The 25,603-nt window shown below is 68.1% G+C and carries 18 protein-coding genes; 9 read left to right on the top strand and 9 right to left on the bottom strand.

The window, feature by feature from the left end; all coding sequences use genetic code 11:
- Positions 1–451 precede the first annotated feature (451 nt).
- The 4 genes from ABZS43_RS30790 to ABZS43_RS30775 all read left to right on the top strand — a co-directional run bounded on the left by ABZS43_RS30790 (position 452) and on the right by ABZS43_RS30775 (position 4,663).
- A complete protein-coding gene (locus ABZS43_RS30790; protein WP_355039494.1) occupies positions 452–1,387 on the top strand; it encodes an NADP-dependent oxidoreductase in 936 nt (311 codons plus the stop codon).
- Between the two features lie 19 nt (positions 1,388–1,406).
- Complete coding sequence (locus ABZS43_RS30785) at positions 1,407–2,318, top strand: LLM class flavin-dependent oxidoreductase (RefSeq protein ID WP_355039493.1); 912 nt, start codon at positions 1,407–1,409, stop codon at positions 2,316–2,318.
- 236 nt (positions 2,319–2,554) lie between these two features.
- On the top strand, positions 2,555–3,712 hold the full coding sequence (locus ABZS43_RS30780) for an FAD-binding oxidoreductase (protein WP_355039492.1): 1,158 nt from the start codon (positions 2,555–2,557) through the stop codon (positions 3,710–3,712).
- 117 nt (positions 3,713–3,829) lie between these two features.
- Positions 3,830–4,663, top strand: coding sequence for an FAD-binding oxidoreductase (locus tag ABZS43_RS30775; RefSeq protein WP_355039491.1), 834 nt, complete (start codon positions 3,830–3,832; stop codon positions 4,661–4,663).
- A gap of 148 nt (positions 4,664–4,811) precedes the next feature.
- Here ABZS43_RS30775 and ABZS43_RS30770 read toward each other — a convergent pair whose 3' ends face one another.
- From ABZS43_RS30770 to ABZS43_RS30745, 6 genes are all read right to left on the bottom strand, one after another.
- Positions 4,812–5,981 (bottom strand): globin domain-containing protein, encoded by a 1,170-nt coding sequence (locus ABZS43_RS30770; protein ID WP_355039490.1) that lies wholly within the window; start codon positions 5,979–5,981, stop codon positions 4,812–4,814.
- 482 nt (positions 5,982–6,463) lie between these two features.
- Positions 6,464–6,865 (bottom strand): helix-turn-helix transcriptional regulator, encoded by a 402-nt coding sequence (locus ABZS43_RS30765; RefSeq protein ID WP_355039489.1) that lies wholly within the window; start codon positions 6,863–6,865, stop codon positions 6,464–6,466.
- A complete protein-coding gene (gene dnaJ / locus ABZS43_RS30760; RefSeq protein ID WP_355039488.1) occupies positions 6,865–8,022 on the bottom strand; it encodes a molecular chaperone DnaJ in 1,158 nt (385 codons plus the stop codon). The genes ABZS43_RS30765 and dnaJ overlap by 1 nt, the downstream gene beginning before the upstream one ends.
- A gap of 57 nt (positions 8,023–8,079) precedes the next feature.
- Positions 8,080–8,685: a nucleotide exchange factor GrpE gene (grpE, locus tag ABZS43_RS30755; RefSeq protein ID WP_355039487.1), complete on the bottom strand. Its 606-nt coding sequence runs from the start codon at positions 8,683–8,685 to the stop codon at positions 8,080–8,082.
- Positions 8,682–10,529 carry a molecular chaperone DnaK gene (dnaK, locus tag ABZS43_RS30750; protein WP_355039486.1) on the bottom strand — a complete coding sequence of 616 codons (1,848 nt, stop codon included), beginning with the start codon at positions 10,527–10,529 and terminating at the stop codon, positions 8,682–8,684. Before dnaK ends, grpE begins: the two co-directional genes overlap by 4 nt.
- 354 nt (positions 10,530–10,883) lie before the next feature.
- Positions 10,884–11,387, bottom strand: a complete 504-nt coding sequence (locus ABZS43_RS30745; protein WP_355039485.1) for a MarR family transcriptional regulator — start codon at positions 11,385–11,387, stop codon at positions 10,884–10,886.
- A gap of 84 nt (positions 11,388–11,471) precedes the next feature.
- On the opposite strand from ABZS43_RS30745, the gene ABZS43_RS30740 reads away from it, so the two are divergent.
- Together ABZS43_RS30740 and ABZS43_RS30735 are read left to right on the top strand one after the other, a co-directional pair.
- Positions 11,472–13,211: an MFS transporter gene (locus ABZS43_RS30740; RefSeq protein ID WP_355039484.1), complete on the top strand. Its 1,740-nt coding sequence runs from the start codon at positions 11,472–11,474 to the stop codon at positions 13,209–13,211.
- A 65-nt stretch (positions 13,212–13,276) separates the two neighbouring features.
- Positions 13,277–14,437: a zinc-binding dehydrogenase gene (locus ABZS43_RS30735; protein WP_355039483.1), complete on the top strand. Its 1,161-nt coding sequence runs from the start codon at positions 13,277–13,279 to the stop codon at positions 14,435–14,437.
- Between the two features lie 103 nt (positions 14,438–14,540).
- On the opposite strand, the gene ABZS43_RS30730 is transcribed toward ABZS43_RS30735, so the two are convergent.
- The 3 genes from ABZS43_RS30730 to ABZS43_RS30720 are packed head-to-tail and all read right to left on the bottom strand — an operon-like array spanning position 14,541 to position 19,565.
- A complete protein-coding gene (locus ABZS43_RS30730) occupies positions 14,541–16,073 on the bottom strand; it encodes a dynamin family protein (protein WP_355039482.1) in 1,533 nt (510 codons plus the stop codon).
- Positions 16,070–17,941: a dynamin family protein gene (locus ABZS43_RS30725; RefSeq protein WP_355039481.1), complete on the bottom strand. Its 1,872-nt coding sequence runs from the start codon at positions 17,939–17,941 to the stop codon at positions 16,070–16,072. The genes ABZS43_RS30730 and ABZS43_RS30725 overlap by 4 nt, the downstream gene beginning before the upstream one ends.
- A gap of 16 nt (positions 17,942–17,957) precedes the next feature.
- Entirely contained in the window at positions 17,958–19,565 is a 1,608-nt protein-coding gene (locus ABZS43_RS30720) for an IniB N-terminal domain-containing protein (protein WP_355039480.1), read from the bottom strand.
- Between the two features lie 297 nt (positions 19,566–19,862).
- Between ABZS43_RS30720 and ABZS43_RS30715 the strand changes: the two genes are divergently transcribed.
- Genes ABZS43_RS30715 through ABZS43_RS30705 form a run of 3 tightly spaced genes read left to right on the top strand, consistent with a single transcriptional unit; the run spans position 19,863 to position 25,547 of the window.
- Positions 19,863–21,788, top strand: a complete 1,926-nt coding sequence (locus ABZS43_RS30715) for an Hsp70 family protein (RefSeq protein WP_355039479.1) — start codon at positions 19,863–19,865, stop codon at positions 21,786–21,788.
- The gene (locus ABZS43_RS30710; RefSeq protein ID WP_355039478.1) at positions 21,781–24,366 is read left to right on the top strand and encodes a LuxR C-terminal-related transcriptional regulator; all 2,586 of its coding nucleotides are present in this window, start codon (positions 21,781–21,783) and stop codon (positions 24,364–24,366) included. The genes ABZS43_RS30715 and ABZS43_RS30710 overlap by 8 nt, the downstream gene beginning before the upstream one ends.
- A gap of 41 nt (positions 24,367–24,407) precedes the next feature.
- Complete coding sequence (locus ABZS43_RS30705) at positions 24,408–25,547, top strand: hypothetical protein (RefSeq protein ID WP_355039477.1); 1,140 nt, start codon at positions 24,408–24,410, stop codon at positions 25,545–25,547.
- Positions 25,548–25,603: the final 56 nt, after the last annotated feature.

The following is a 25,603-nucleotide window of genomic DNA, read 5'->3' as shown; positions in this document are numbered from 1 at the left end:
GATTCCCCGCAGCCGAAGCCGCCTGCAAAGCAGCAGTCAACGCCGCCTGAGTCTTGGTGGTGGGATTGAACGAGTCCACGAGCACCTTCCTACCTGTCGATGTGCGCGGCGTCCGGAGTATGCGCGGCCGACGACGTCATCGCCGCCCGGCCCGTGTTCCCGGTGCCTTATCCATACCATCCAACGCCGGAAGAGTTGAGTCTGTTCCGCTCAAGTTCGAAAATTTTCAGCCGACTCCGATCGCGCGCCGCGGGGGACCGTATCCGGTGGTCAACGCTACGCCGCACCCCTGTCGAATGCGATGATTCCCGGCCCGGGTGGTGTAGGGATGCTTTAGGAACGCGGGCGCCGAAGTCGCGCGCTCCGACCGGGCGACGACCCGGTCACCGCTTACGATTGATCTTGCCGCTAGTTGACGTATCAGTATTCAGCCCGGACAAGGAGCGAGCCGATGCGCGCGATCGTGGTACGGAAGTTCGGAGATCCCCCGGAGTCGGCCGAGATGCCGGTACCCGAACCGGGCGCGGGGGCGGTACAGGTACAGCTGGAAGCGGCGGGCGTGAACCCCTTCGACCTGCGCATGGCCACCGGTTATCTGGAAGGCAAACTGCCGCATGACTTTCCGATGATCCTCGGGGTCGACGGCGCCGGCACCGTGTCGGCGATCGGTCCCGGCGTCACCCATTTCGCCGTCGGCGACCGCGTGGTCGGCAAATTCCTGGTACCCCCCGCGGGCCACGGCAGCTTCGCCGAATACTCGGTGCTCCCGGAGAACGCCACGCTGGTGCGCATCCCCGAACAGATCACCACGCTGGCCGCCGCGGCGCTGCCGACCGCGGGCGTCACCGCGCAGGACATGGTGGACGCCGCGGGCATCCGACCGGGACAGAAGGTGCTGATCGTCGGGGCGACCGGCGGCGTCGGATCCTTCCTCGTCCAACTATCCAATATCGCGGGGGCGCATGTCATCGCCACCGCGGGCGCCGCCGACGCCGATCAGATGGCCAGGCTCGGCGCGGCGGAAACGGTCGACTACCACCTGGACCCCATCGAGGATTCGGTGCGCGCCGCCCACCCGGACGGAATCGACGTCCTGTTCGACCTCGTCAGCCCGCCCGCGGCCCTCGCCGATCTGACCCGACTCGTCCGCGCGGGCGGCGCGGTCTTCTCGACCATCGGATCCGCCGACGAGCCGGACCTGCGCAGCCGCGAGATCCGGGGCGGGAATATCGAATCCCGAGGCGCCGCAACGGAGTTGGCGCGGCTGCTGCACCGCGTTGCCGACGGTGACGTGGTGGTGCCGGTCGAGGCGACCGTGCCGCTGGCCAAAGCGCCGTCGGTGATCGGCGCGTCCGGTGCGCGCGGCAAGACGGTGCTGGCCATCTGAGAGAGTCGAGGCGATGTCGGTGAGAGACCGTACCCGGCACGAAACGAGCACCGAGAATATCGAATTCGGACTTTTCCTGATTCCCGAGGCCGACGATTACGCCCAACTGCTCGAGGTGGCGGCCTACGCGGACGGCGCGGGCCTCGATCTGATCGGCGTCCAGGATCATCCCTACCAGCGGCGCTTCCTCGACACGTGGACACTGATCACGGCCCTCGCCGTGCGCACCTCCCGGATCAGCTACTTCCCCGATGTCGCGAATCTGCCCCTGCGCAACCCGGCGGTCCTGGCCAAGTCCGTGGCATCGCTCGCCGTCATGACCGGCGGACGCGTGCACCTCGGACTCGGCGCCGGCGCGTTCTGGGACGCCATCGCCGCCATGGGCGGACGCCGGCTGAGCAATGGCGACGCGGTGCGGGCGCTGGGCGAGGCGATCGCGGTGATCCGGGCCATGTGGAGCGACGAGCGGGCAGTGCGGGTACTCGGCAATTTCCACACCCTCGACGGCGCCCACCCGGGACCCACCCCGCGACATCCGCCGGGCATCTGGCTCGGCGCGAAGGGCCCGCGCATGCTCGCCCTGACCGGTTACGCCGCCGACGGCTGGCTGCCGTCCTCGGGGTGGGCTCCTCCGGAATTCCTGAACGAGGCGAATCGGCGCATCGATGACGCCGCCGCCACGGCCGGCCGCGACCCGGCGCAGGTGCGCAGGATCTACAACGTCTCCGGCACGATCACCGATGACAGGACCGATCGCGGCTTCCTCGAGGGCCCCGCGGCACGCTGGGTCGACGATCTCGTCGCCCTGCACCGCGACCAGCGCATCGACGCCTTCGTCTTCTGGCCGATCGAGGGCGAACCCGTCGATCAGATCCGCCGGTACGCTGAACAGGTGGTCCCGGCCGTTCGGGCCGAGATCACCGCTCGATAGACAGGTGTGCAGACCCCAGCGTGCCGATCCGCCCTGCTCGGGCTCATAATCCCATCGGGCGGACGCGGCGGCCCCACGAATACGTGGTGTATCGGGTTTGCCCACGGTTCACCGTCGAGCGGGCCCAACCCGGCCCTATACCCACACGACCACGGGAATTTTCAGGGATACTTGACGGCGGACCGCCGGTTACGGATACGTCCCTGAGCTATACGAGGGAAAGGAAGCTCCACGTCGTGGATGCGCGTTCGGCAGCGCTGGTCCGCGCCAATTTCCGTTCGATAATCGAAACACCGAACGGGTCCGAGCGGTTGATCAGCGCGTTCTACGGTCACCTGTTCGCGGATAACCCGCAGTTACGCGAGCTCTTCCCGCCCGCGATGGACATGCAGGCGAAGCGTTTGGTGACCGCGATCCAGTTCGTCCTCGACCATCTCGAGGACTGGTCGCGGGCCCAGAAGTTCCTGGAACAATTGGCACGTGACCACCGTAAATATGGAGTGACAGCCGCCCATTACGATGCGGCGGGCCGTGCCATGCTCACGGCGTTCCGGGTCATCAACGGCGCCAACTGGCACCGTGGCCTCGAGGAGGGATGGGGTGACATCACCATCCTGATCTCCGCGTCCATGGCCATCGGCGCCAATTCCGACAAGTCCCAGCCGTTCTGGGAGGCGACGGTGGTCGGTCACCGCAGGGTGCTGGAGGATCTGGCGATCGTGCGGCTGCAATCGGACAGCCCGATCCCGTTCCAAGCGGGCCAGTACGTACCGGTCGCGATACCGCAGCGGCCGAAGATGTGGCGCTACTACTCGCCCGCGATCCCGGCCAATCCGTACGGGGAAATCGAATTCCACGTCCGCAAGATCCGAGGCGGCTGGGTCAGCCCGGCGATCGTGAACGAAACCCAGGTCGGCGACCGCTGGCAGGTGGGGGGCCCGCTGGGTGGACTGCACGTCGATCGCGAAAGCGGTCGCGATGTGCTGATGATCGGCGCGGGTACCGGCATCGCGCCGTTGCGCGCTCAACTCATCGAGATGGGACAGCGCGGCATCAATCCGAGAGTGCATTTCTTCATCGGCGGTCGCTATCCGTGCGACCTGTACGACGTGGAGAACATGTGGCAGCTCTCACAGAGCAATCCGTGGCTCACCATCGTGCCGGTGTGCGAGCAGAAGACCAACCCGTGGTGGTACCCGCATCCGCCCGCCGACGCACCGTACGGCATGCATCGACGACTGATCGGAAATCTGGGGGCCGTGGTCGCCAGCTTCGGCGCGTGGGCCGATCGGCAGATCCAGATCGCCGGATCGGCGCGCATGATCGAGGACACCCGCCGGGCCCTGATCGCCGTCGGCACCCCCGAGCACATCATCAGCGCCGACCCGGTATGAGACGACGCGACCGATCGGCAACACTCGTGGGACACACCCCGGCCCGATGAGGCACAATCGCCGGGTGCCGAGCACGGTGACGGCGGGCGGGAATACCCGCAGGACACAGGAGTATTCATGACGGATCCGAGCGCGCTCGGAAATGGCGCGGCACCCTTCGACGCGGCACCCTTCGACGCGGTGCCCTTCGACGCGGTGCCCTTCGACGCGGTGCCCGAGTGGACCGCGACGGTCGTCGGGCACCACCGCTTGCGCCACGATGTCGCCGTGATCCGGTTGATCGGCGAATTCGTGCCCTTCGCCGCGGGGCAATCGGTGGAGGTCACGGTGCCGAGGCAACCGGGTGTGCGGCGCAGGCTCTCCCCCGCGCTGCCGCCCTCGCTCGACGGCAAACTGGAATTCCATGTGCGGGCCGTGCCGGGCGGCTGGCTCAGCGGTCACCTGGTCGCCGAGACCGAACCCGGTGACGAGTGGCGTATCTCGGCGCCCGCGGGCAGCTTCCACGTCGACCCGGCAGGCGACGATGTCGTGATGATCGCGGGCGGCACCGGCCTGGCTCCGATGCGGGCGATGATCCTGGAGTTGGCACGCCGACCCGAGCCGCCGCGCACCTATCTGTTCGTCGGTGGCCGCTCGCCGCGCGATCTGTACGGCGCCGATATGCTGACCCTGCTGGCTGGCGAACTTCCCTGGCTCACCGTGATTCCGGTGGTGGACAACACCGAGGATCCCCATTGGACCGACGAATGGTACGAGCGGTCCCGCGTCGATATCGGCTTCTCGCAGGACGAACTGTTGCAGGGCAGCCTCGCCGATGTCATCGGCTCACACGGGGCCTTCACCTCGCACCAGGTGCTCGTCTGCGGGTCGCCCGGTATGACGAGATCGACGGTGGATCGATTGATCGAGACCGGAACGCCCGCCGACCGTATCCAGGTCGAAGGACTCTGATCTTCGTCCAGGCGAAGGCCGGGATCCATTCACAGCCTCGCGGATAGTCGTCACCCGCCTGGATCCCGGCCTTCGCCCGAACGAAGAGCACATCCGTACGTCGAACGTCACACGGCGACGAGAAAACCGCCGAGTGTGGAGATGTCGATCAGAACAGTGGATCGTGGCGGATATTCTTCGTCTCCGTACCCGCCGCCATGAGCCGGAATTTGGTGGTCTGCACCATCGAGGGCGAACCGACGATCTGCACATCGTGATCGGTCCACGGCCCGAAACCCGCGACGATTTTCCCGATTTGACCCGTCCGCCGCGGTTCCATACCGGGCACTTCCCGTGCCGGCTCCCTCGAATCCACGTGCCACCAAGGATTTTCGTCGTTCTCGACCACCGGGGTGACGGTGAGCCATGTATTCGCGACGGCCAGCTGGCTCAGCATCTCGAGGTCGTACAGATCGCACGGGTAGTGGCCGCCGACGAAGAGATGCACCTTCGGATTGATACGCCGCTGAGCCATCGACATGATCTGTGCCCGCAGGGGCGCGATGCCGGTACCGCAGCCGACCATCAACATCTTTCGCTTGGTATTGCGCGGCACGCCGAGGCCGCCCAGCGGCGAGCCGAGCAGCCATTGTTCCCCGATTCGCGTCTGGCCGACAATGGCCGGACTGACCCAGCCGCCGAGCACGCCACGGATATGGAATTCGATATCGCCGTCGGCATTCGCGGGAACGGCGGGTGAGAGATAGCGCCACATGCGCGGCCGGGACGGAACCTGCACACTCAGGTACTGCCCGGCGGCATAGCTCATCGGTTGATCCAGTCGTAGCCGCACCACCACGAGATTGCGCAGGACCGAACGGCACTCGACCACCGTGCCGGACCAGATCGCGGGCGTCTCCTCCCTGTCCGCCGCGCCGATCATGGTTTCCGAGATGATGGCCAGGCCGTCGTCCCAGGCCCGGTCGACCTCGTCGGTCCACATCTCGGTATCGGCGAAGCGGCGCATGGCGGTCTTCAGCGACGTCGCCACCGCGACGTAATGTTCGGGCTCGACGCCGTACTTGCGGTGGTCGCGGCCCAATTGGGCGAGGAATGGCAGCAACTTGTTCGGCTCTTCGAGCCGGTCCAGGGTATAGGAAATAGCTTTGACGAGCCGGTCACGCTGCGAGTCCATCGCCGCGGGAAAGAAATCCCGGACGCGGGGGTAGTCCGTAAACAATGTCGCATAAAACGAACTGGCCAGTTTCTCCGACCCCCCCTCCTCCGCAGCAACCGCCTTGAACGTGGTTCTGATCAAAGCGACAGTGCGCGAATCCATGTGTGTCACAACCCCATTTCGCACTCGGAACACATAACGTGCCAGCGAGTGAGGTGCCGCGGGACACTCGTCAGCAGCCGATGCCAAGGAGTGTAGGCGAGGTTTGCCAGCTACGGAACGTCACTGTTGAACATCACGCGTGTAATTTCTCCGAACCGAGGATTCGCAACGAGAAACGCCCACTAAACAGACTGAAAGACGGATAATTGCCGTTCAATTGAACATACCTTCACCGAATTCGCGCGATCCGTTTTGCAAGGTTCGCGTGAATCCCATCGGCGGAGCGATTTTTCGGCAACCGAACGGCGGTTCCCGGCCACCTCCGGCGGCCGACAAATGCGCGGACCGCGAGCGGGGCGAGGGGTCCGGTACAGGATGCTCCGATTCGAACGCACCGGCACCGACCCGGCCGGAAACGACTTCGGGCCCCGGATTCCCGCACACACGAGGTGAGCAGGGCCGGGGCCCGAAGTTTGGTGAACTCAGCGCTGGTGGCGCGGTTTCCACACCACCAGCGCGGTACTGCGTTGCGGCGGCGAGAAATCCTGCCGATAACCCGCTCGCAGTCGTTCCAGCTCGGCCGCCAGATCGGCCACCGTCTGCTGTAACTCCTCGACCTGATTGGTCAGTTCGATAATGCGTTTGATGCCCGCCAGGTTGACGCCCTCGTCCTGGGACAGCCGCTGCACTTCGCGCAGCAGCTCGACATCCCTGGCCGAATAGCGCCGCCCGCCGCCCGAAGTGCGTTGCGGCGTCACCAGTCCGAGGCGGTCATAGGTGCGCAGGGTCTGCGCGTGCATGCCCGCCAACTGGGCCGCCACCGAGATCATGAAGAACTCGGCACGCGAGGCCCCACCGGAGGCCTTCTTCGGATCAGTGGACATTACGCACCTGCCCATCCAGCACGGGGATCGAACCCGCTGGTCTTCTCCGCCTCCGCGTAGCGCTTGAGCGCTTCGGCGGCATTGTCATCCAGCTTCTGCGGCACCGCGACCTTGACGGTGACCAGCAGGTCACCCGCGCCGCCGCCGCGCTTGGGCACACCGCGCCCGCGCACCCGCAGGATTCGGCCGTCGGCGGTGCCCGGGGGCACCTTCACACCGACACGGCCTTCCAGCGTGGGCACGGAAACCGTTGTCCCCAGCACCAATTCACTGTAACCAACCGGCAGTACCAGCGTCAGGTCATCGCCGTTGCGGCCGAAGACCTTGTCCTGGCTGACGTGCACTGTGACGAAAAGGTCGCCCGATGGCGCACCGCGCAATCCCGCCTCGCCCTGTCCGGCGAGCCGAATCCGCTGCCCGTCACTGACACCCGGCGGAATCCGCACCGTGATGGTGCGGGTCCGGTTCTGGATGCCGGTGCCGCGACAGTCGACGCACGGATCATCGATGATCGATCCGGTGCCACGGCAGTCGTCGCACGGTTCGCTGAATCCGAACGCGCCCTGATTGCGGCTGATGACGCCGGTGCCATTGCAGTGCGGGCAGACCCGGGGACTCGTCCCCGGCTTGGCGCCACTGCCGTGACAGGTGGTGCACGGCGAAGGGCTGGTCATCCGCAGCGGGACGGTCACACCCTGCGCGGCCTCTCGGAATCCGAGTGTCGTCTCGGTCTCCACATCGGCCCCGCGACGCGGACGGCTCGTCGTCCGCCCGCCGCCCCGGTTGAACAGGCCGCCGAACAGGTCACCGAGGCCGCCATCTCCGGCATTGGCATTGCCGAAGATGTCCCCGATATTGAAATCCTGTGAGAAGCCGCCCGCCGCACCGGGGGTGAACCCGCCGCGACCATAACCGCCACCCGCGAACAGCTTGCGGGTCTCGTCGTACTCCTTGCGCTTGGCCGGATCCGACAGCACGGCGTGTGCCTCGCTGACGGTCTTGAATCGTTCCTCGGCCTTGGCGTCACCTGGATTGGCGTCCGGATGCAGATCACGGGCGAGCTTGCGATACGCCTTCTTGATCTCGTCCTGCGAGGCGCTGGAGGAGACACCCAGCTCCTTGTAGAAGTCCTTTTCGATCCACTCCCGTTGACTCACCCGGTCTCTCCTCCTCTCGCTGTGTCGGATACTCGGCGCTCGCGGCTTCCCGCGCGATTATCGGTTGTTCGCATCGGCATCGGCATTCGATGCCTCTGTCTCTGATGGCTCGACCAGGTCGGCCACCGCATCGGTTACCCCGACGAGCGCGTGCCGAAGCACCCTGTCGCCGAACCGATAACCCTTACGCATGACGATGCCGATCACCGGATCATGTCCGGCCCCTTCGTGCTGCACGGCCTCGTGCAGGGTCGGGTCGAAGGGTTCGCCCTCGGCGCCGAATTCCACCAGCCCTTGTTTGTGCAGCGCGTCGGCGAGCTTGTCCGCCACCGATTTCAACGGCCCGGTTTCCAGGTCGCCGTGGGCCCGCGCCCGATCGAGATCGTCCAGCACGCCGAGCAGTTCGGTGACCACCGCGGCCTTGGCCGCGTCGATCGCGGTCTTGCGATCGCGATCGACGCGACGGCGGTAGTTGGCGTATTCGGCCGTCAACCGCTGCAGGTCCGCGGTGCGCTCGGCGAGCGCACCGCCGGTGTCGGCGGGCTCGGGCCCGGCGGCGGAGCCGTTCTCCGCCGCCTGCTCCCTGATCTCGCCGGTCTCCGGATCGATCTTCCGGTTGTCGACGACGGTGATCGGCTCCTGTTCGGAGTTGCCCTGTGTCACTTCTTCTCCGTGTCGACAGGCTCGTCGACGACCTCGGCATCCACGACCTGGTCATCGTCGGCAGAGCTCGCCGTGCCGTTGCCGGAGGCGGCCTGCTCGGCAGCCGACGCCTCGTAGATGGCCTGACCCAGCGCCTGCGATTCGGTGGCCAGCTTCTCCACCGCGGACTTCACGGCCGCGATATCGGTGCCCTTCAGCGCCTCGTTGGCCTCGGCGATGGCCGCCTCGACCTTGGACTTCACGTCCGCGGGCACCTTGTCGTCGTTGTCCTTGATGAACTTCTCGGTCTGGTGCACCAGCGACTCGGCCTGGTTGCGGGTCTCGGCCTCCTCGCGGCGAGCCTTGTCCTCGGCGGCATGCGCCTCGGCGTCCTTGACCATCCGGTCGATCTCTTCCTTGGACAGGCCGGAGCCGTCCTGGATCTTGATCGTGTTCTCCTTGCCGGTGCCCTTGTCCTTCGCGGTCACGTGCACGATGCCGTTGGCGTCGATATCGAAGGTGACCTCGATCTGCGGCACGCCGCGCGGGGCCGGCGGGATGCCGGTCAGCTCGAAGGAACCGAGCAGCTTGTTGTGCGAGGCGATCTCGCGCTCGCCCTGGAACACCTGGATCTGCACCGACGGCTGGTTGTCGTCGGCCGTGGTGAAGGTCTCCGAGCGCTTGGTGGGGATGGTGGTGTTGCGCTCGATCAGCTTGGTCATCACCCCGCCCTTGGTCTCGATGCCCAGCGACAGCGGGGTCACATCGAGCAGCAGGACGTCCTTGACCTCACCCTTGAGCACACCGGCCTGCAGGGCGGCGCCGACGGCGACGACCTCGTCCGGGTTCACGCCCTTGTTGGGCTCCTTGCCGCCGGTCAGCTCGCGCACCAGGTCGGTGACGGCGGGCATACGGGTGGAGCCGCCGACGAGCACGACGTGGTCGATGTCGGCCACCTTGATGCCCGCGTCCTTGATCACGGACTGGAACGGCGCGCGGGTGCGGTCGAGCAGATCCGAGGTGATCTTCTGGAATTCGGCACGGGTGAGCTGCTCATCGAGGAACAGCGGGTTCTTGTCGGCGTCGACGGTGATGTAGGGCAGGTTGATCGAGGTGCTCTGCGAGGAGCTGAGCTCGATCTTCGCCTTCTCGGCCGCCTCACGCAGCCGCTGCATCGCCATCTTGTCCTTGGTGAGGTCGATGCCCGCGCTTGCCTTGAACTTGTCGACCAGCCAGGAGACGACGCGCTCGTCCCAGTCGTCGCCACCGAGGTGGTTGTCACCGGAGGTGGCGCGGACCTCGACGACGCCCTCGCCGATTTCCAGCAGCGAGACGTCGAAGGTGCCGCCACCGAGGTCGAAGACCAGGATGGTCTGTTCCTTGTCGCCCTTGTCCAGGCCGTAGGCCAGAGCAGCCGCGGTGGGCTCGTTGACGATGCGCAGCACGTTCAGACCGGCGATCTGGCCGGCTTCCTTGGTGGCCTGGCGCTGGGCGTCCTCGAAGTAGGCGGGGACGGTGATCACCGCGTCGGTGATCTCCTCACCCAGGTAGGACTCCGCGTCGCGCTTGAGCTTCATGAGCGTGCGCGCGCTGATCTCCTGCGGGGTGTACTTCTTCCCGTCGATCTCGACATTCCAGTCGGTGCCGATGTGGCGCTTCACGGAACGGATGGTGCGGTCGACGTTGGTGACCGCCTGGTTCTTGGCGGGCTGGCCGACGAGAACCTCACCGTTCTTGGCAAACGCGACGACGGACGGGGTAGTGCGCGATCCTTCAGAGTTCGCGACGACGACCGGCTCGCCACCTTCGAGTACGGCGACGACCGAGTTCGTGGTCCCGAGGTCGATTCCGACCGCACGAGCCATGGTGTTCCTCCTAGTTGACGAAAACATCTTGTGTCGGTGCCGGGGCGGACAGCCGCCCTGCGACGCGGGTGGCCCGTTCGGGCTTCGCCGCTGCCGCGAGACCTCGCCCCGAGCACCTCGGGAGCACGATCCCAGCAACGCTGAGCGTAGTCGACTCAATACTGCACCCGATTCCGTTCGGGAGTCAACTTAAACTTGAGTCGATCTCACTCAACCTTGTCGAGATGTTCAACGGGCGGTCGGCCGAAATGATTCCCGGACGCCAGAGAAAGTTCGCCCACGCCGCGAGCGAAACCGCAACCGGCGCAACGCGGCGACCGTGCGCGCGTTATGACCGCCCCCGCGCGAGGGCGATCAGCCGCAGGGCGGTGGGGAGATCCGCTCGGAGGTGAGACCGGGGTGGATACCTCGACGCAGCCCGTTGGCTGTCGCCAGGCGTTGCAGCAGTCCGAGCAGAGTCGCGATGTCCCGTTCGTCGAAACTCGCCAGCAACTCGGCCTCCAAGCCGTCGACGGCCTCGTATGCGCGGGCGAGCATCTCGTGGGCCGCGGGCAACAGGTAGACCGCGTGGGCGCGGCGGTCGGTGGGATGTTTGCGACGCTCGACCAGTTCGCGTTTCTCCAGGTCGTCCACCAGGCCGACCATCACATTGCGATGGATACCGAGCATCTCGGACAACTGCTGCTGCGATTGCCCGTCGTGATCCCGCAACAACCGGAGCATGCCGAAATGGCGCGGGCCGATTCCGATCGGGGCGAGCAGGTCAGCGAACCGCCCGGCCGTATGGAAGCCGAGCTGACCGAGCAGGAAGGCCGGGTGTTCGAACAGCGGCGCATGGGTCGGATCAGCCTCGGTCATGTCCGCAGCATACCCCACTTAATGCACACTTAATGATTGCCATCTTGATTGATAATCACTTCAGGTGCATAGTTTGGAGTTGGCATGCCCCTCGAACGAAAAGAGAACGCCGTGGAATCCGACCCCGACACCTATTCCGACGCCCCGCCCACCGATCCGCGACGCTGGATCGCCTTCGCCGTCGTCCTGGCCGCGGGTTTCATGGATCTGCTCGACGTGACGATCGTCAATGTCGCGATACCGAGCATCCAGAGCGATCTCGCCGCCGAATATTCGCAGCTGGAATGGATCATCGCCGCCTACGTACTGTCCTTCGCCGCGGTCCTGATCACCGGCGGCAGACTCGGCGATATCTACGGACGCAAACGCGTCTTCCTGATCGGCATGGCCGGATTCACCCTCGCCTCCGCGGCCTGCGGACTGAGCCCCGATCCGACCGCGCTCATCGCCTCCCGCTTCGTCCAGGGCGCGATGGCGGCCCTGATGGTGCCCCAGATCCTCGCCATCATCCGCACCACCCTCCCGGCAGAGGAGCGGGCCAAGGCGATCGCGATCTACAGCGGCGTCGGGGGATCGGCCTCGGCGGTCGGATTGTCACTGGGCGGGCTGCTCGTCGAAGGGGATTTGTTCGGCCTGGCGTGGCGGCCGATCTTCCTCGTGAACATCCCGGTGGGCGTCATCGCGCTGATAGCCGCCGCCGTGGTGATGAGGGATTCTCGCTCACCGGCCGCGCCTCGGCTCGATGTGATCGGCATGGCGCTGGCGATCGGGGCTGTCCTGCTGCTCGTCTATCCGCTCACCGAGGGACGCCGACTCGACTGGCCCGCATGGACTTTCGTCATGATGGCGGCGGCAGCGGCCACCTTCGCCACCTTCGTCGCCTACGAGCGGCGGCGGGCGCGAACTGTCGGATCTCCCTTGGTCGACCTCGACCTGTTCCGCTCGCGGCCCTTCGCCCTGGGGCTCGGCAGCTGGCTGCTGTTCTGGATAGGACTCGGCGGGTTCTTCCTGGTGTGGACGCTGTTCATGCAGGCGGGACTCGGCTGGTCGCCGATGCGGGCCGGTCTCACCTCGGTCTTCTTCGCGGTGGGCGCCGGTATCGGCGCTGGAGTGTCGGTCGGCGCGCTCGCACCGCGATTCGGCAGGCGGGTACTGATCGCGGGCGCCCTGGTGAATGCCATCGGATTCGGTCTCTACGGCTGGCTCGCCACGCATTACGGCGCGGAGATCACCTCGTGGCAGATGGTTTTCCCGCTACTGTTGACCGGCGCCGGATTCGGCATGGTCGTCGCGCCGACGATCGACCTGCTGCTCGGACAGGTGCCGGCGCGGGAGGCCGGGTCGGCATCCGGACTTCTCAACACCGGACAGCAACTGGGCACCGCGCTCGGCGTCGCCCTGGTCGGCGTCGTCTTCTTCACCCAACTCGATCACGATTCGGCCCGCGGCGTTGACACGGTGGTCCCGCAGGTGCGCGCCGAACTCAGCGCGGCGGGTATGCCGCAGCCCGCCATCGAGGGGATTCTCACCGAGTTCCGCGCCTGCGTGCGGGAACGTTCCGCGCAGGTCGATCCCACGGTGATCCCCGACAGTTGCCGAGCCGACGCGGGACCGAGCGGACGCAGCGTCGGGCACGTGCTGACCGACGCGGGCACCGAGGCCAACGCGGTGAATTTCGCCCATACCTTCCGCTACGCGCTCTGGTTCGGAATCGGGCTACTGGCGCTGGTCTGCCTCGGCTTCCTGGCCCTGCCGCGCGATGCGAAGCTGCGAGCGCCCGACCTCGGCCGCGACGAGGTCGACCAGGAACCGTCGCGGGTCTGACGGTGCGATTCGGCGGCGGCCCGCAGTAACGTGGGCCGCACACCGTCGATTCGGAGGAGGTCGCCATGCGGGCCGCGGTCGTCACGAATGCCGAATTCACGGTCGAGGATCTGCCCACGCCGATACCGGGCCGCGGCCAGATCCTGATCGATGTCTCGCGGTGCGGGATCTGCGGTTCCGATCTGCACGCTCGCACGCATGCCGACGCCGTGGCCGATCTCGCGGCGGCCACCGGATACGACCGATTCATGCGGGCCGAGCAGAGTGTCGTCCTCGGACACGAATTCAGCGGCACGATAGTCGATTACGGCCCAGGATGTCATCAGCGCTGGCGTACGGGAACGCCGGTGGTCGCGTTGCCGATCGTGCGGCGCGACGGCGAACCGCACCTGACCGGCCTGTCCACGGCTGCCCCCGGCGCCTACGCCGAACAGGTGGTGGTGCAGGAATCGATGACCATGCCGATACCGAACGGCTTGTCCGCCGAGCACGCCGCTCTCACCGAACCCATGGCCGTGGCGTGGCACGCGGTGCGCAAGGGACAGGTAGGCAAGGGACAGACCGCTTTCGTCATCGGATGCGGCCCGATCGGGCTCGCGGTGATCACCATGTTGAAGGCCGCGGGCGTGCGCACGGTGGTCGCCAGCGATTTCTCTGCGCGCCGCCGCGAACTCGCGGGGGTGTGCGGGGCCGATATCGTCGTCGACCCGGCGGTCGAATCCCCGTGGGAGGCAGCGCCGAAGCGCGGCCGCGTCAACGGCGTCACCGATATCCTGGGTCTCGGCTTCGACACCATGGAGAAATTGCGCGCCATCCCGAAACTCCCGTGGTGGTACGCCTTCCGATTGGCCGGGAAACTGGATGCGGGCCCGAGGGGACCGGTGGTGTTCGAATGCGTCGGGGTGCCGGGCGTGATCGACCAGATCATCACCGCGGCACCGCCGCTGACCCGCGTCGTCGTCGTTGGCGTCTGTATGGAAACGGATCGGTTCCAGCCCGCCATGGCCGTCAACAAGGAGATCGAACTGCGGTTCGCCTTCGGTTACGACCCGGGCGAATTCCGCGACACCCTGCACCTGATCGCCGACGGCACGGTGAATCCGGCGCCGCTCATCACCGGCACCGTCGGCCTCGACGGCATCGATAACGCGTTCACCGTCCTCGGTGATCCGGGCGGGCACGCCAAAATCCTCATCGACCCGGCCAGCCGTGCGGTCACGCCTTAACGGTTTCTCCCTCCTGAAGGCAGGGGATTTCCAGCTCTCGGCCAGCCACGGCATCCCTACATATGCCCGGTCGCACCCATCGACCGGCGCAGCAACCCCGAACTCACCCGGGCAGTAGACCCAGCGTGCCCTCGGCACTGCGGGCTGCGGTGAGGCAGGCCGAGCGGGTGAACTGGTCGGCCAGCGGATGCCGGGCGCGCTCACGCCACGCGTGCACGGCGGCGACCGCCCGCGCGCGCAGCTGGGCGGGGGACGCGTCGGGCGGCAGGCCGAGGCGCAGATGCGCGGCGATTCCCGAGCCGCCTATCAGTCGCTGCAATTCGGCCAGATCCGCTGGCGGAAGGGTCAATTCATCGGTACGCAGCCGACCGAGCAGCCGTAATTCGGCAAAACCGTGCACATCGGCGAGCAGCGTGGCGACCCGAGGACGCAGCCGATCGGCGGCGGTACCCGGATAGGCGGCGAGCACACCGGACAGCGCCGACAGCGCCGAATGCGCCTTGAGCTGGTCGGCGCGCTGACCGAATTGCACGTCGAGGACCGAACGCAATTCGTCGACACCGCTGCGATCGGTCAATTCGGCGGCGAGAGTGGCCGAATCGCGGACACCGAGCCGAATCAGGGTCACCGCCATACGAATTCCGAACAGGCCGAAACGCTCCGCCAGTTGAGCGCGCGATTCCGGCGGAACGGGAAGCGCGATATCGGGACGGGCGAAACGATCCACCGACAGCATCGCCGCGGTGAGTTCGTCGACAGGAACACCCGCGAGGGCCTCGAATGCCGTGAACTCCTGCTGGCGCAGGGTCGCGGCGGCGAAAGCCAGCAGACCGGCGACCGGAATCACGGCCTGGCACAAGCCGGTTCGCTCCAGCTCCCCCGCGAACCGGACCGCCACATCGCGGGCCGAATGCAGGGCGTCGATGCGGCCCGCGCCGATCTCGTCGGCCCGGGAGACGACGCCGACCACACCGAGCGGACCCCCGCGCCCGGCGCGCGCGCCGATCCGTTCGAGAAAGGTGACGTCGGCGGCGTCCAGCCTGCGCAGCAGATAGACGACCGCGTCGGCGCCGGGCAGGGACAATCCGTCGTCGCGTCCGGAACGTTCGGCCTCCGGGGTGAGCAGGCGCGCGGTCCGCAGCGACACCTCTCTCGACAGCGACGAGGTGCCGGGCGTATCGATGATGGTGGTGGCGGCGAGCGTGGCCGAGGGCCACTCGACCTCGAGATGGTCCACCGCGCGTGGACCGGGAGCATTCCAGGTCAGGCGTTCCAGGTCGAAGGTCAGCCCGTGGGCGCCGCCGCCACGGCGTACAACGACATTCGCGGTGGCGCCGTCCGGGGCATACGCCGTGACGCTCGGGGTCGAACCGTGGCGATACCAGGTGACGACACGTGTGCACTCGGTGGCGTCGGTCGGCGCGATATCCTGCCCGACCAGCGCATTGAGCAGGGTCGATTTACCGGCCTTCAGCGAACCCGCCAACGCCACCCGCAACGGCTGGTCGAGCCGCCGCGCGCAGTCGTCCAGCAGCGCGCGCGGGCGCGGCTCGCGCGCGAACTCCCGCCGTGCGGCGCCGACCAGCCGATGCGCCTCGGCGACGACACCCGGCACGATCCTGGTCTCGCTGTTCACGGGGTTACCGTACCGACGCTACCTTCCGATGGTGCGGCAATCCCGGCTTGCATCGCGTCGGCGTATCGGCGCAACTCCGCGACCGCCCGCAACTGCTGTTCGAGAACCCGGCAGCGTTCGGTGCGCCTGGCCGTCTCCATGGTGGCCGCCTCCTGCGCCGCCCGCAGCGAATCATCGATCGAGCGCAGACTCCGCGCCGCCACGCCGCTGTAGTGATCGCGCAGCGCACGGTGGATGCGATGCAGGCGGTCCTTGGACTCCTTGCCTGCCTGGAACGCGACATCGTCGACGAAGCGACGCACCGCGGTCTTGGCCTCAGTACGCCTGCGTGTCAGCCGCGCCTGTTTATCGTCGCGGAATGCCTTACCGCCCACGATGACACCGGCCCCGAGGGATATCGGATTGAGCATGGCGAGTCCGGCGAAAGTCGTCGCGAGGCCGACCATGAGGACACCGCCGTAGGAACCACGCATCCCGACCAGCAGTTTGCTGGCGAAACCGATATCCGGTTCCAGATCACCGAGTGTGCCCGCGCCGACACGGGATTCGCCGCTGTCGTGCCCGGTGCGCACGTCGGGAAGTTCGACGGCGCCGACATCGGTGAAATGTTCGGCGACCCGCTCGGCCAGTAGGACGGCGCGCCGGTGGGTCCAGAGCAGATTGTCGCCGATCGCGGAGTCGACGGTGCCCGTCAACCATTCGGCGATACTGTCCCAGTTGCGGCCGGGATCGTTCTCGTCGATCCACTCCTCCCCGGTACGGGCGATACCGCGTAACCGATCCCGCAGGTCATGATCGACATCGCCCGCCAGATCGGTGATTCCGTCCGCGAGCGTCAATTGCCACGCCGCGGTACGTCGTTGCAGTTCCTCGGCCGAAGCGCGCGCGGCCTGCAATTCGCCGATCGCGGCGGCGCCCTGACGCGGATCGCGCAACGCGACCAGCTCACTGCCGAGCGCCAACGCCAGATGTTCCGCGGCGGAATGGATATCACGCGCGACCACGTTCCTGGTAGCGGCCTGATCGCGGGCGACCACCTGGTCACGCAGGAACTGATACAGCACACCGAATCCCGATTCGAGGCCGAGCTGCGCGTCCTGCAAGCGCAGCGCGTGCGCGCGCAACAGCGCCGACACCGCGATGATCGGCACATCGAGCTCGGCCGCACCCACATGCCGCAGATCCGCCTCGTGCACGCGCCGCCAATGCGGATACAGATCGGTCTTGGTGAGCAGCAACGCGACCGTCGGGCACAGTTCGCGGACCTGCCGTAAGAACGCGAGTTCCGGCTCGGTCAGTTCGGTGGACGCGTCGGAGAGCACGAGCACCGCGTCGGCGCCCTGGACCATGGCGAGTACCCCCGCCGCACCGGAACCTCCGTGCCCGCCGACTCCGGGGGTGTCGACCAGGACGATGCCATCGGACAGCAGTGGATTCGGTAGCTCCACCTCCCATCGCAGTATCCGGCGGCCCCCCGTGAGCGGCGACCGCGCGGTGACAGCGCCCAGTTCCTCGACAGGAACCTCGACGCGCGTCTCCGGCGCGCCCTGCTGCGGCCCCGCCAGCACGAGTTCGGCCCGCGCCCGCGGTCCGGGGCCGAGCAGCATCGGCGCTGTCGTCGTGGTGTCATCGCCCACCGGGCAGATATCGATATTGAGCAGAGCGTTGACGAACCGGCTCTTACCCTGGTGCGCCTGCCCCACGATGACGATGCGACGCCGCGGATCGCGGACCCGGTCCGCCGCCGCTTCCAGGCGGCCGACCAGATCGTCACGACCCGCGGCCCGCGCCGCAGCGATGGTGTCACCGAGCACCGACAGCAGCGGGACCGCGGGTGCGGCGGGCGAAGTGGTAGCGGGTGTCCCCATCGCGGTATCGACCCCTTCAGTGCAGGAAGGCGTCGGCGGACGGGTCGGCGATCACACCGGCGGAATCGACACCGGCATCGATATCACCGAACAATCCGGCGTCACCGCCGACCGAGGTGTCCAGACCCGAACCGAACGCGCCGGAAACATCCAGCGACGACCAGGTATTCGCGGTCGAAGACAACGCGCCCGAGGCCGACGAGCCGACACCGTCGCCGAAATCGGCCGAACCGTGCGCGCCCGACCCGAGCGAGCCGTACGCCTCCGCTCCGGCCGAACCACCCAGCCCGGCATCGGAATCCACCGCCCCGCCGACCTCGGACGTCAGCCCGCCGCTCAGATCGGCTCCGGTGCTGAGGCCACTGTCCACACCACCGGACAGACCGCCGCCGAAGCCGGTCGACAGACCCGTCTCCAACCCGGTGCCGACCTGCCCGGCCGCGCCGAAGGCTCCCCCGAGACCACTCGACACCGCGGCGCCCATGTCGCCCGCGTCGAGACCTCCGGAGAGTCCGGTATCCACACCGGCTCCGGCCTGCCCCGAGCCGCCGATCGCACCTGTCGCACCGCTCTCCAGACCGGCGCCGATGTCCACGCCTGCGCCGAGGCCCGCACCGATACCTGTCGCCACACTCGACTCCAGCCCCGAGGCAATCTGGGTACCCGCGCCAACGGCCCCACCGAGCCCGGCCTCCAGACCGGTGCCCGCCCCCGCGCCGAGCGCGCCGTTCAGTCCCGCACCCGCTCCCGCAGCGGTATCCAACGCGCCGTCGAGACTTCCGCCCAGGTCGGCAGCCGCGCCGATCGTGCCGTCGAAGGCACCGCCGAGACCGACGCCGAGACCCGCCGCCGCGCCAACCACGCTGTTCATGGCACCGTCGAGACCCGCACCCACCTCGGCCGCCGCTCCCACCGCGCCGTCGAGCGCGCCGTTCAGGCCGCCTCCCAGGTCGCCTCCCAGGTCGGCTGCCGCGCCGAGGGCTCCCTCCACCGCGCCGCTCGCACCCGCGCCCACCTCGGCCGCCGCGCTGTCGATGGCACCGCCGAGACCGACGCCGAGATCTGCGACACCGTCGAGTGCACCACCCGACCCGGTGTCGATATCGGCGTCCGCCGAACCACCGATGCCGAGCGCGCCGCCGAGGCTCGCGGACAGATCGGCGAGTGCGTTCAGACCAGCACCGACGCCAGCGCCGATCCCCCCGCCGATCCCCGCGCCGAGGTCGGCGCCGAGGTCGGCGCCAACCTGCAGACCCGCGCCGATGGCGGAATCGAGGCCGAGGCCGAGATCGAGGCCGGTATTTCCGTTCAGACTGATGTCGGCGCCGCTCTGCGCGTCGGCGCCGAGACCGATTCCCGCGTCGGCGGCGGCGACCGCACCGGCCGTCACGGCGGCGGCCGCGGCGGCATTCCCGCCGGCCGCGACGATCGCCGACAGTTGAGATCCGCCCGCGACCAGCGCGGATTCGGCCACCATCGGGGCGACCGCGGCGATATCCTCCGGTGTCACCGCCGTCAGACCCGCGGCGGCCAGGGCCTGTTCGGGGTTGGCGCAGTAGCCGAGCGCGGCCTCACGGTCGCGCAACAGGCCGAGGATGAACTCGAGAATCGCATTGGGTGTCATCGGAATCGTCTCCTGAGATCGGCGGACCTCTGCCATCCGCAGTAGTTGGAATGCATTTCACGCTAAGGACCGAACTCGTTACTGCGAAACGGGGCTCACCCCTATGACTCGTCGCGACAACCCATTAGGGACCGCCCCCGCATTAGGGGAATTTCCCCAAGGTTCCCCCACCATCGGTAACGGTTCCTCGCCAGCAACCGACAGATCTGATGCGTCGGCAAGGGCACTCGGCTTTCGCACCAGGACTGCACAGCAGCGACCATCGGACCCACTGAATTCTTCGAGCGAGGTTCACGAATGACAGAGCGTCTGGCGCTCGGCATCACTGTCGGGGCGTTGAATTCGGTCGCCGTGGCGACTTCGGAACGTATCGATGACGTCGAGGCGGGCCCCGCGTACGGGGGTACCGTCCTGTCCCGTCCGAGCGTGCCGCGCGCGGGCAAGGACGCCGCCGCGGCATTCGGGACGGGCGCGGGCCCGAGCGACGTGGCTTCGGGTGACATCGTGTTCGAGGGATTCCTCGATCGTGTCGGCGATCCGATCGATATGCTGGCCGAAGACGGTTCCACCCGCTCGGCGGCCGATCTGGTGGCGGCGGCCGTCACCTGCCTGGTGGACGAAACGATCTCCGCGACAACACAAACACCGGATGCGGTGATCGCCTGCCATCCGGCGTGGTGGTCACGCCATACCGTGGAGGTGCAGCGCGCCGCGCTCATCGCCGCCGAGCTGCCCGGGGTGACACTGGTCCCCGAGCCGACCGCCGCGATGCGCTGGCTCGAGATCACGCACGGGCGCCTCGATGAGGGCGCGGTCGTCGTCTACGATCTCGGCGCCACCGGCCTCACCATCTCGGTGATGCGCACGGGAGAGCAGTCCGGCCCGCTCGGGCCCCCGCTGCGAAGTACCGACATAGCCGGTGCCGAATTCGATCTGCTGACGATGCGCTACGTTCTGGCTAACGCACGGCGAGGAAATGACTTCGACCCGTTCGACCCGGCGGTCGAACGCGAATTATCTGATTTACGCGCCCGCTGCCGAAATGCGAAAGAAGCGCTTTCCATAAATACCGCGGCGGTTGTTCCCGTACGACTCGATCCCGCCTTTCCCGGCGGTCAGCAGATCCGTCTCGTCCGCGACGAGCTCGAGGAGCTCCTGCGCGGGCCACTTCTGGCCTCGCTCGATCTGATGCGCGACGCGGTGCATCGCGCTGGACTCGATCTCGCCGATATCGGCCGGGTTCTGCTCACCGGAGGCGGCGGCTCCATTCCCCTGGTCGCCGAGTTGATCTCGACGGAATTCGGACTTCCCGTCGTCGCGGCCCCCGAACCGGCGCAGACCAGCGCCCGTGGGGCCGCAGCACTGGCCGCCGACCTGATCGACACCGACCTGATCGACACCGAACTGATCGACACCGACCTGATCGACGCCCACCTGCTCGACACCCACCTGCTCGACACCGAGGTGGCGACCACACCGCGGCTACTCGTCACCGACGAGGCAACCGACGAGTTGCCCCGCACGACGCGACTCGCCCCGCCGGTCACCGATGTGAAGGCCGACGCGCTGCCCGCGTCGAGTCCGGCCGAGCGGATGACCGCGCGCCGCCGCGCCGCCATCGTCGCCGGCGCCGCACTCGTGATCGGTCTGCTCGGCGCGGGCACCGTCGCCATCGGCACCGGCCTCCCGTCAGGACCGAATCCGCCAGCGTCCCCTCAGCAGCCCGCCGCCACCGGTGAGCAGGCGTCCTCGGGGACTCCCTCTTCCCCCGACGGGACCGCGACGGCCCAACCCGCGGCCGATCCGGCCACCGCCGGTCCGCCACAACCGAATACCGCGGCGGGCAGGCCGGGATCTCCCGCGAGCACTGCCCCCGGCAGCAGCGCGGTCGCGGTGGTGAACGGCCAGAACGTCCCCACGCACGCCGTCACGGGCGAACCCGCCCCCGCGGCGTCTCCGGAGAACGGAGCGCCGCAGCAGCAACCGTCGCCACAACCACCAGCGCCACAACCACCAGCGCCGCAACAACAACCACCGCCGCAACCGGCTCCCCAGCCGCAACCGGCGACCCAGACCCCCGCACCGAATCCACAGCCCGCGCCCAAACCCCAGGCTCCGAGCCTGCCGACGGGTGCGCTGTCGGACGCCATCGACGGAGCAGGCGGCGCGGTAGGCACCATCCTGCAAGCGCCCGGCGAGATCCTCGGAGGCAACGGTGGCTGACATCGCGTTCGACACCATGCCCGATGCGCGAGATATCTTCCGCGAGCTGGATTCGGCGGTGCCGGAAACCGCCGCGGTGCTGATCCGCGGCCGTTCCGGCACCGGAAAGTCGACCCTGCTGTCGGCGGTCCGCGCCCGTTTGCGCGCCAGGGGTATCCCGCTGCGTGACACTATCGGCGCACCGATCCCGCCGCATCTCCCGGTCAGCGCGAGCACGAACGGCAGCGGCCCGCATCCGCACCAGCAGAACGGTTCTCGCCCGCGCCCCGCTCTCATCATCGACGATGCGCATACCCTGAGCCGGGCTGATCTCGAATCCCTGTGCGCGAATATCGAATCCGGCTCCTGCACGGTGGTGGTCGCGGCCCAGCCGCGCCCGCACGACGCCCGCCTACGCGCCCTCGCCGACGCCGTCGCGCGCCGTGGCCGCGTCGTCGATCTGCGCCCGCTGGGGGTTTCGGATATCACCCCCTTCGCCAGGGAACTGGGCATGGCGGTGCCGCGCGCGGTAGCCCAACACATCCATCAGCAGACCGGCGGTATCCGCGGCGGCGTTGTCGCGGCATTGACGGCGGCCTGCTCCGCCCGCCTCGACGCCGGGATACGCACCGTCGACGACGCCGTCTCCCAGTGGGCGCGTTCACTTCTGGACAATCTGGAACCGGATCTACTGGAGACGCTCGCCGTCGCCACCACCGGAACCGGGCTCGACTCGAGCGAACTCACCGAAGTACTCGGCGTCGATCCGCCTGCGGCCAAGCGACTCATCGACCGGGCGCGGGCTACCGCACTGGTCACCGACGCCGACCTGCTGCTCGCCCCCGCCGTCCCCGCGCTGCGCACCATCCTCGGCGATCGCCGATACCTCGCCGTCCAGCGCAAATTACTCGCCGCCCGACTGGACGCGGGACTGCTGCGCGACCAGACCGCGCTCGCGCTCGCCGAATCCGGCGTCCGCGACGAACGCCTGGCCGAATTCCTCTGCGCCGCGGCCGAGAACGCGGGAGCCGACGCCGTCCGCTGCTACGCGGCGGCCGTCGCCTCCGGCGCCGACCCGGACCGGATCGCACTGCGCTGGGCCGAAGCCGCGGCCCGCATCGGCGACGGCGAGACCGCCATGCGGCTGGCCGAGCCGGTGCTCGCCCGCTCCGAGGCGACCGGCGCGGAACTGGCCGCGGCGGTGCGAATCTGCGCCGGGGTGCTGACCCGGCGGGGTCTGGCCGGACGTGCGGCCCAACTGTATGCCTGGCTCGGCGCGCATCGCGTCGGACCCGATTGGGCGATCGGCGCGACCGTGCTCTATCTGACGGGCAATATCCGCGATGCCGAGGACTTGTCCGGATCGGCGGCGCAGTGGCCGCCGACCGAGGCGAATACGCAGGCCAGGTTGATCGCGAAGGCCCTCGGCGAAACCCTCACCAGTCCTGGCGGCGATTCCGCCGCCGCCGTGTCGACGCTGTTGCAGGCCGCCCACCTGGATGTTGTGGGCGCGGATCGATTCCTGCCGTGCACCGCGGTGTCGATCGCGACGCTGCTGTGCTTGAGCACCGGCGAACCCCGCCGGGCCGGCGAATCGCTGCTGCGCGCGACCGATAACGGGCTGCACAGCGAGCAACTCCGTGTACTGGCGGCCTGGGTGGCCATGCTCGGCGGTGACGAACAGAGCGCCGCGACCACCGTCGCCGCGCTGGACTGGGATTCGCTGGATATCCGCGACCGCCTGCTCGCCCACGGCGTCGCGGTCGGGCTGGCCCGCCGCAGCGGCGACCATCTCGCGCTCACCAGGGCGTGGCAGGCGGCTTTCCCACTCTTCGACGACGTGGACGCGGACCTGCTGACCCTGCTGCCCGTCGGCGAACTCTGGCTGGCCGGTATCCGGTTGCGCGACGAGCGGCGGATCGCGCCCATGGTCGACGCGTCGCTGTCACTGCTTCGGTCCGTGGACCAACCGCCGACCTGGGCCAACGCGTTCCACTGGTACGGCGTCCAAGCCGCGATCGCGCACAAGAGCCCTGACGAACTGCTGCCGCACGCCCACCTGCTCAAGGCGGCGGCGCAGGCGGGCGATCGGCACGCGGCGGTGCTGGCCGACGCGGGACGCACCTGGGTTTTCGTCCTGCGTGGCGAAGTCTCGGCCGCGCAGGTGGACACCGCCGTCACCGGATTGCGCGCGATCGGGCTGACCTGGGATGCCGCCCGCCTGGCCAGCGAGGCCGCGCTCGCCGCCGACGACGCGGCGACGGCCACCGCGCTGCTCAAACTCGCGCGCGCGATCCGCGCCGAATCCCGTCCGCAGGAATATTCGCCGCCGCCGCTCGCACCGAACGCGCGTGGACGCGCCGCCGGGAGCTCCGATCCGGCCGCCGACGGCGCCGCCATCCTCAGTGAACGTGAACGGGAGGTAGCCGAGTTGGTCCTGCTCGGGCTGACCTACCGTGAAATCGGAGCCCGCCTGTACATTTCCGCGAAAACCGTGGAACATCACGTCGCCCGCATACGGCGCCGAATCGGTGCCGGGTCACGTTCGGAGTTATTGTCGATGCTCCGCGCCATGGGACACGGATCGCTGCTCGTGTGATCACCGGCGCTGCCGGACGACGTCGAAGCGAGGAATTTGGGATGGCCACTGGGGTGGGCCTGCGGATCGCCGAGGACGAGTGCACGGCGGCGATCGTCACCGACGCCGGTGAGCTGAAGTACGTCGTCCGTACGTCGATCCTGCACATGGCCGATGACGGGGATACCGTCCTCGGCGGTGACGCGCCGCCCGGTTCTCATTCGATCACCGGATTCGTCGCCGCGGTGGGCAACCCCGCCGGACTCTCGGTCGACGACGGCGAGGCGTACCGCGCCGAGGATCTCTTCGCCACCGCGCTGTTCTGCCTCATCAACCAGACCACCGAATTCCTGAGCGGCCCCGCCGAGTTCTACGCGACGCATCCCGGGGCATGGTCCCCGGCCATTGTGCAGTCCTCGCGCGAGGCGCTGGACTATCTCGGTCTGCGTTCGGTGGTGCTGGTCAGCGAGGCCGACTTGCCCGCGATCGACACCGCCGAGCCCGGCAAATCCTTCGCCTACGACGCCGCCCGCGCGGCGCTGGCCGCCGTGCTGGCCACCCCGGCGGGCGCGACGCCGCCCGATCCGGGCAATTCCGAGAACTCGACGGTGAAGACCGACGTGATTCCGGCGGTCGCCACGGCGGGCGCGCAACTGCAGGCCTACTCCCAGGCCATACCGGCCGCCGCGCCGCCTGCCACCGAGGTGCTCACCGGTACCGCGCTCACCGATACCACGCCGCCCGCGGCGCCCCCCGCCCCCGCCACGCCGAATCAACGGCGCACGCCGCTGCTGATCGCGGTGGCCGTGCTGTTCGGCCTGGCACTGGGCGGGCTCGGGGTCGCTGTCCTCTTACGCGGTGAAGCCACGACCGAACCGCCCCCGGTGCGCGACCAGTCCGACCAGTCGACGACCGCCCCGCCGCCTCCTGCGCCGCAATCGGTCGCGCAGTTGCCGCCCGCCGAGCCGTCGATCGTCATCACCAGCTCCCTCGAACCCGAACCGCAGTCGACCCCACCACCGCCGGAACCGACGACGACCACGCCCGAACCGACGACGACCCCATCGAGCACCACCCCCAGTCGCACGACGGCCAGGCGTACGACGACACGCCCGTGGTTCCCGACTCCGCCCGCGTGGATGCCGACCGACTCGGATTGGACGCCACCCACGTTCACCGCAGAGATCCCACCTATCCGTTGATTTAGTGACGCCTGCCAACGGTTTGTGCCCTAAAGTGGTGCGCTGACCGGTGTTGC

The sequence above is a fragment of the Nocardia sp. NPDC005366 genome, from assembly GCF_040606855.1.
Classification (GTDB): Bacteria; Actinomycetota; Actinomycetes; order Mycobacteriales; family Mycobacteriaceae; genus Nocardia.
The sequence above is the reverse complement of the archived record's forward strand: the minus strand, read 5'-3'. Positions and strand labels throughout refer to the sequence as shown.

What these genes read in the sequence shown, in the direction of transcription:
- ABZS43_RS30790 (WP_355039494.1), top strand. Translation starts at nt 452, where the DNA reads ATGCGCGCGATCGTGGTACGGAAGTTCGGAGATCCCCCGGAGTCGGCC.
- ABZS43_RS30775 (WP_355039491.1), top strand. Translation starts at nt 3,830, where the DNA reads ATGACGGATCCGAGCGCGCTCGGAAATGGCGCGGCACCCTTCGACGCG.
- ABZS43_RS30770 (WP_355039490.1), bottom strand. Translation starts at nt 5,981, where the DNA reads ATGGATTCGCGCACTGTCGCTTTGATCAGAACCACGTTCAAGGCGGTT.
- ABZS43_RS30765 (WP_355039489.1), bottom strand. Translation starts at nt 6,865, where the DNA reads ATGTCCACTGATCCGAAGAAGGCCTCCGGTGGGGCCTCGCGTGCCGAG.
- dnaK (WP_355039486.1), bottom strand. Translation starts at nt 10,529, where the DNA reads ATGGCTCGTGCGGTCGGAATCGACCTCGGGACCACGAACTCGGTCGTC.
- ABZS43_RS30745 (WP_355039485.1), bottom strand. Translation starts at nt 11,387, where the DNA reads ATGACCGAGGCTGATCCGACCCATGCGCCGCTGTTCGAACACCCGGCC.
- ABZS43_RS30740 (WP_355039484.1), top strand. Translation starts at nt 11,472, where the DNA reads ATGCCCCTCGAACGAAAAGAGAACGCCGTGGAATCCGACCCCGACACC.
- ABZS43_RS30735 (WP_355039483.1), top strand. Translation starts at nt 13,277, where the DNA reads ATGCGGGCCGCGGTCGTCACGAATGCCGAATTCACGGTCGAGGATCTG.
- ABZS43_RS30725 (WP_355039481.1), bottom strand. Translation starts at nt 17,941, where the DNA reads ATGGGGACACCCGCTACCACTTCGCCCGCCGCACCCGCGGTCCCGCTG.
- ABZS43_RS30720 (WP_355039480.1), bottom strand. Translation starts at nt 19,565, where the DNA reads ATGACACCCAATGCGATTCTCGAGTTCATCCTCGGCCTGTTGCGCGAC.
- ABZS43_RS30715 (WP_355039479.1), top strand. Translation starts at nt 19,863, where the DNA reads ATGACAGAGCGTCTGGCGCTCGGCATCACTGTCGGGGCGTTGAATTCG.
- ABZS43_RS30705 (WP_355039477.1), top strand. Translation starts at nt 24,408, where the DNA reads ATGGCCACTGGGGTGGGCCTGCGGATCGCCGAGGACGAGTGCACGGCG.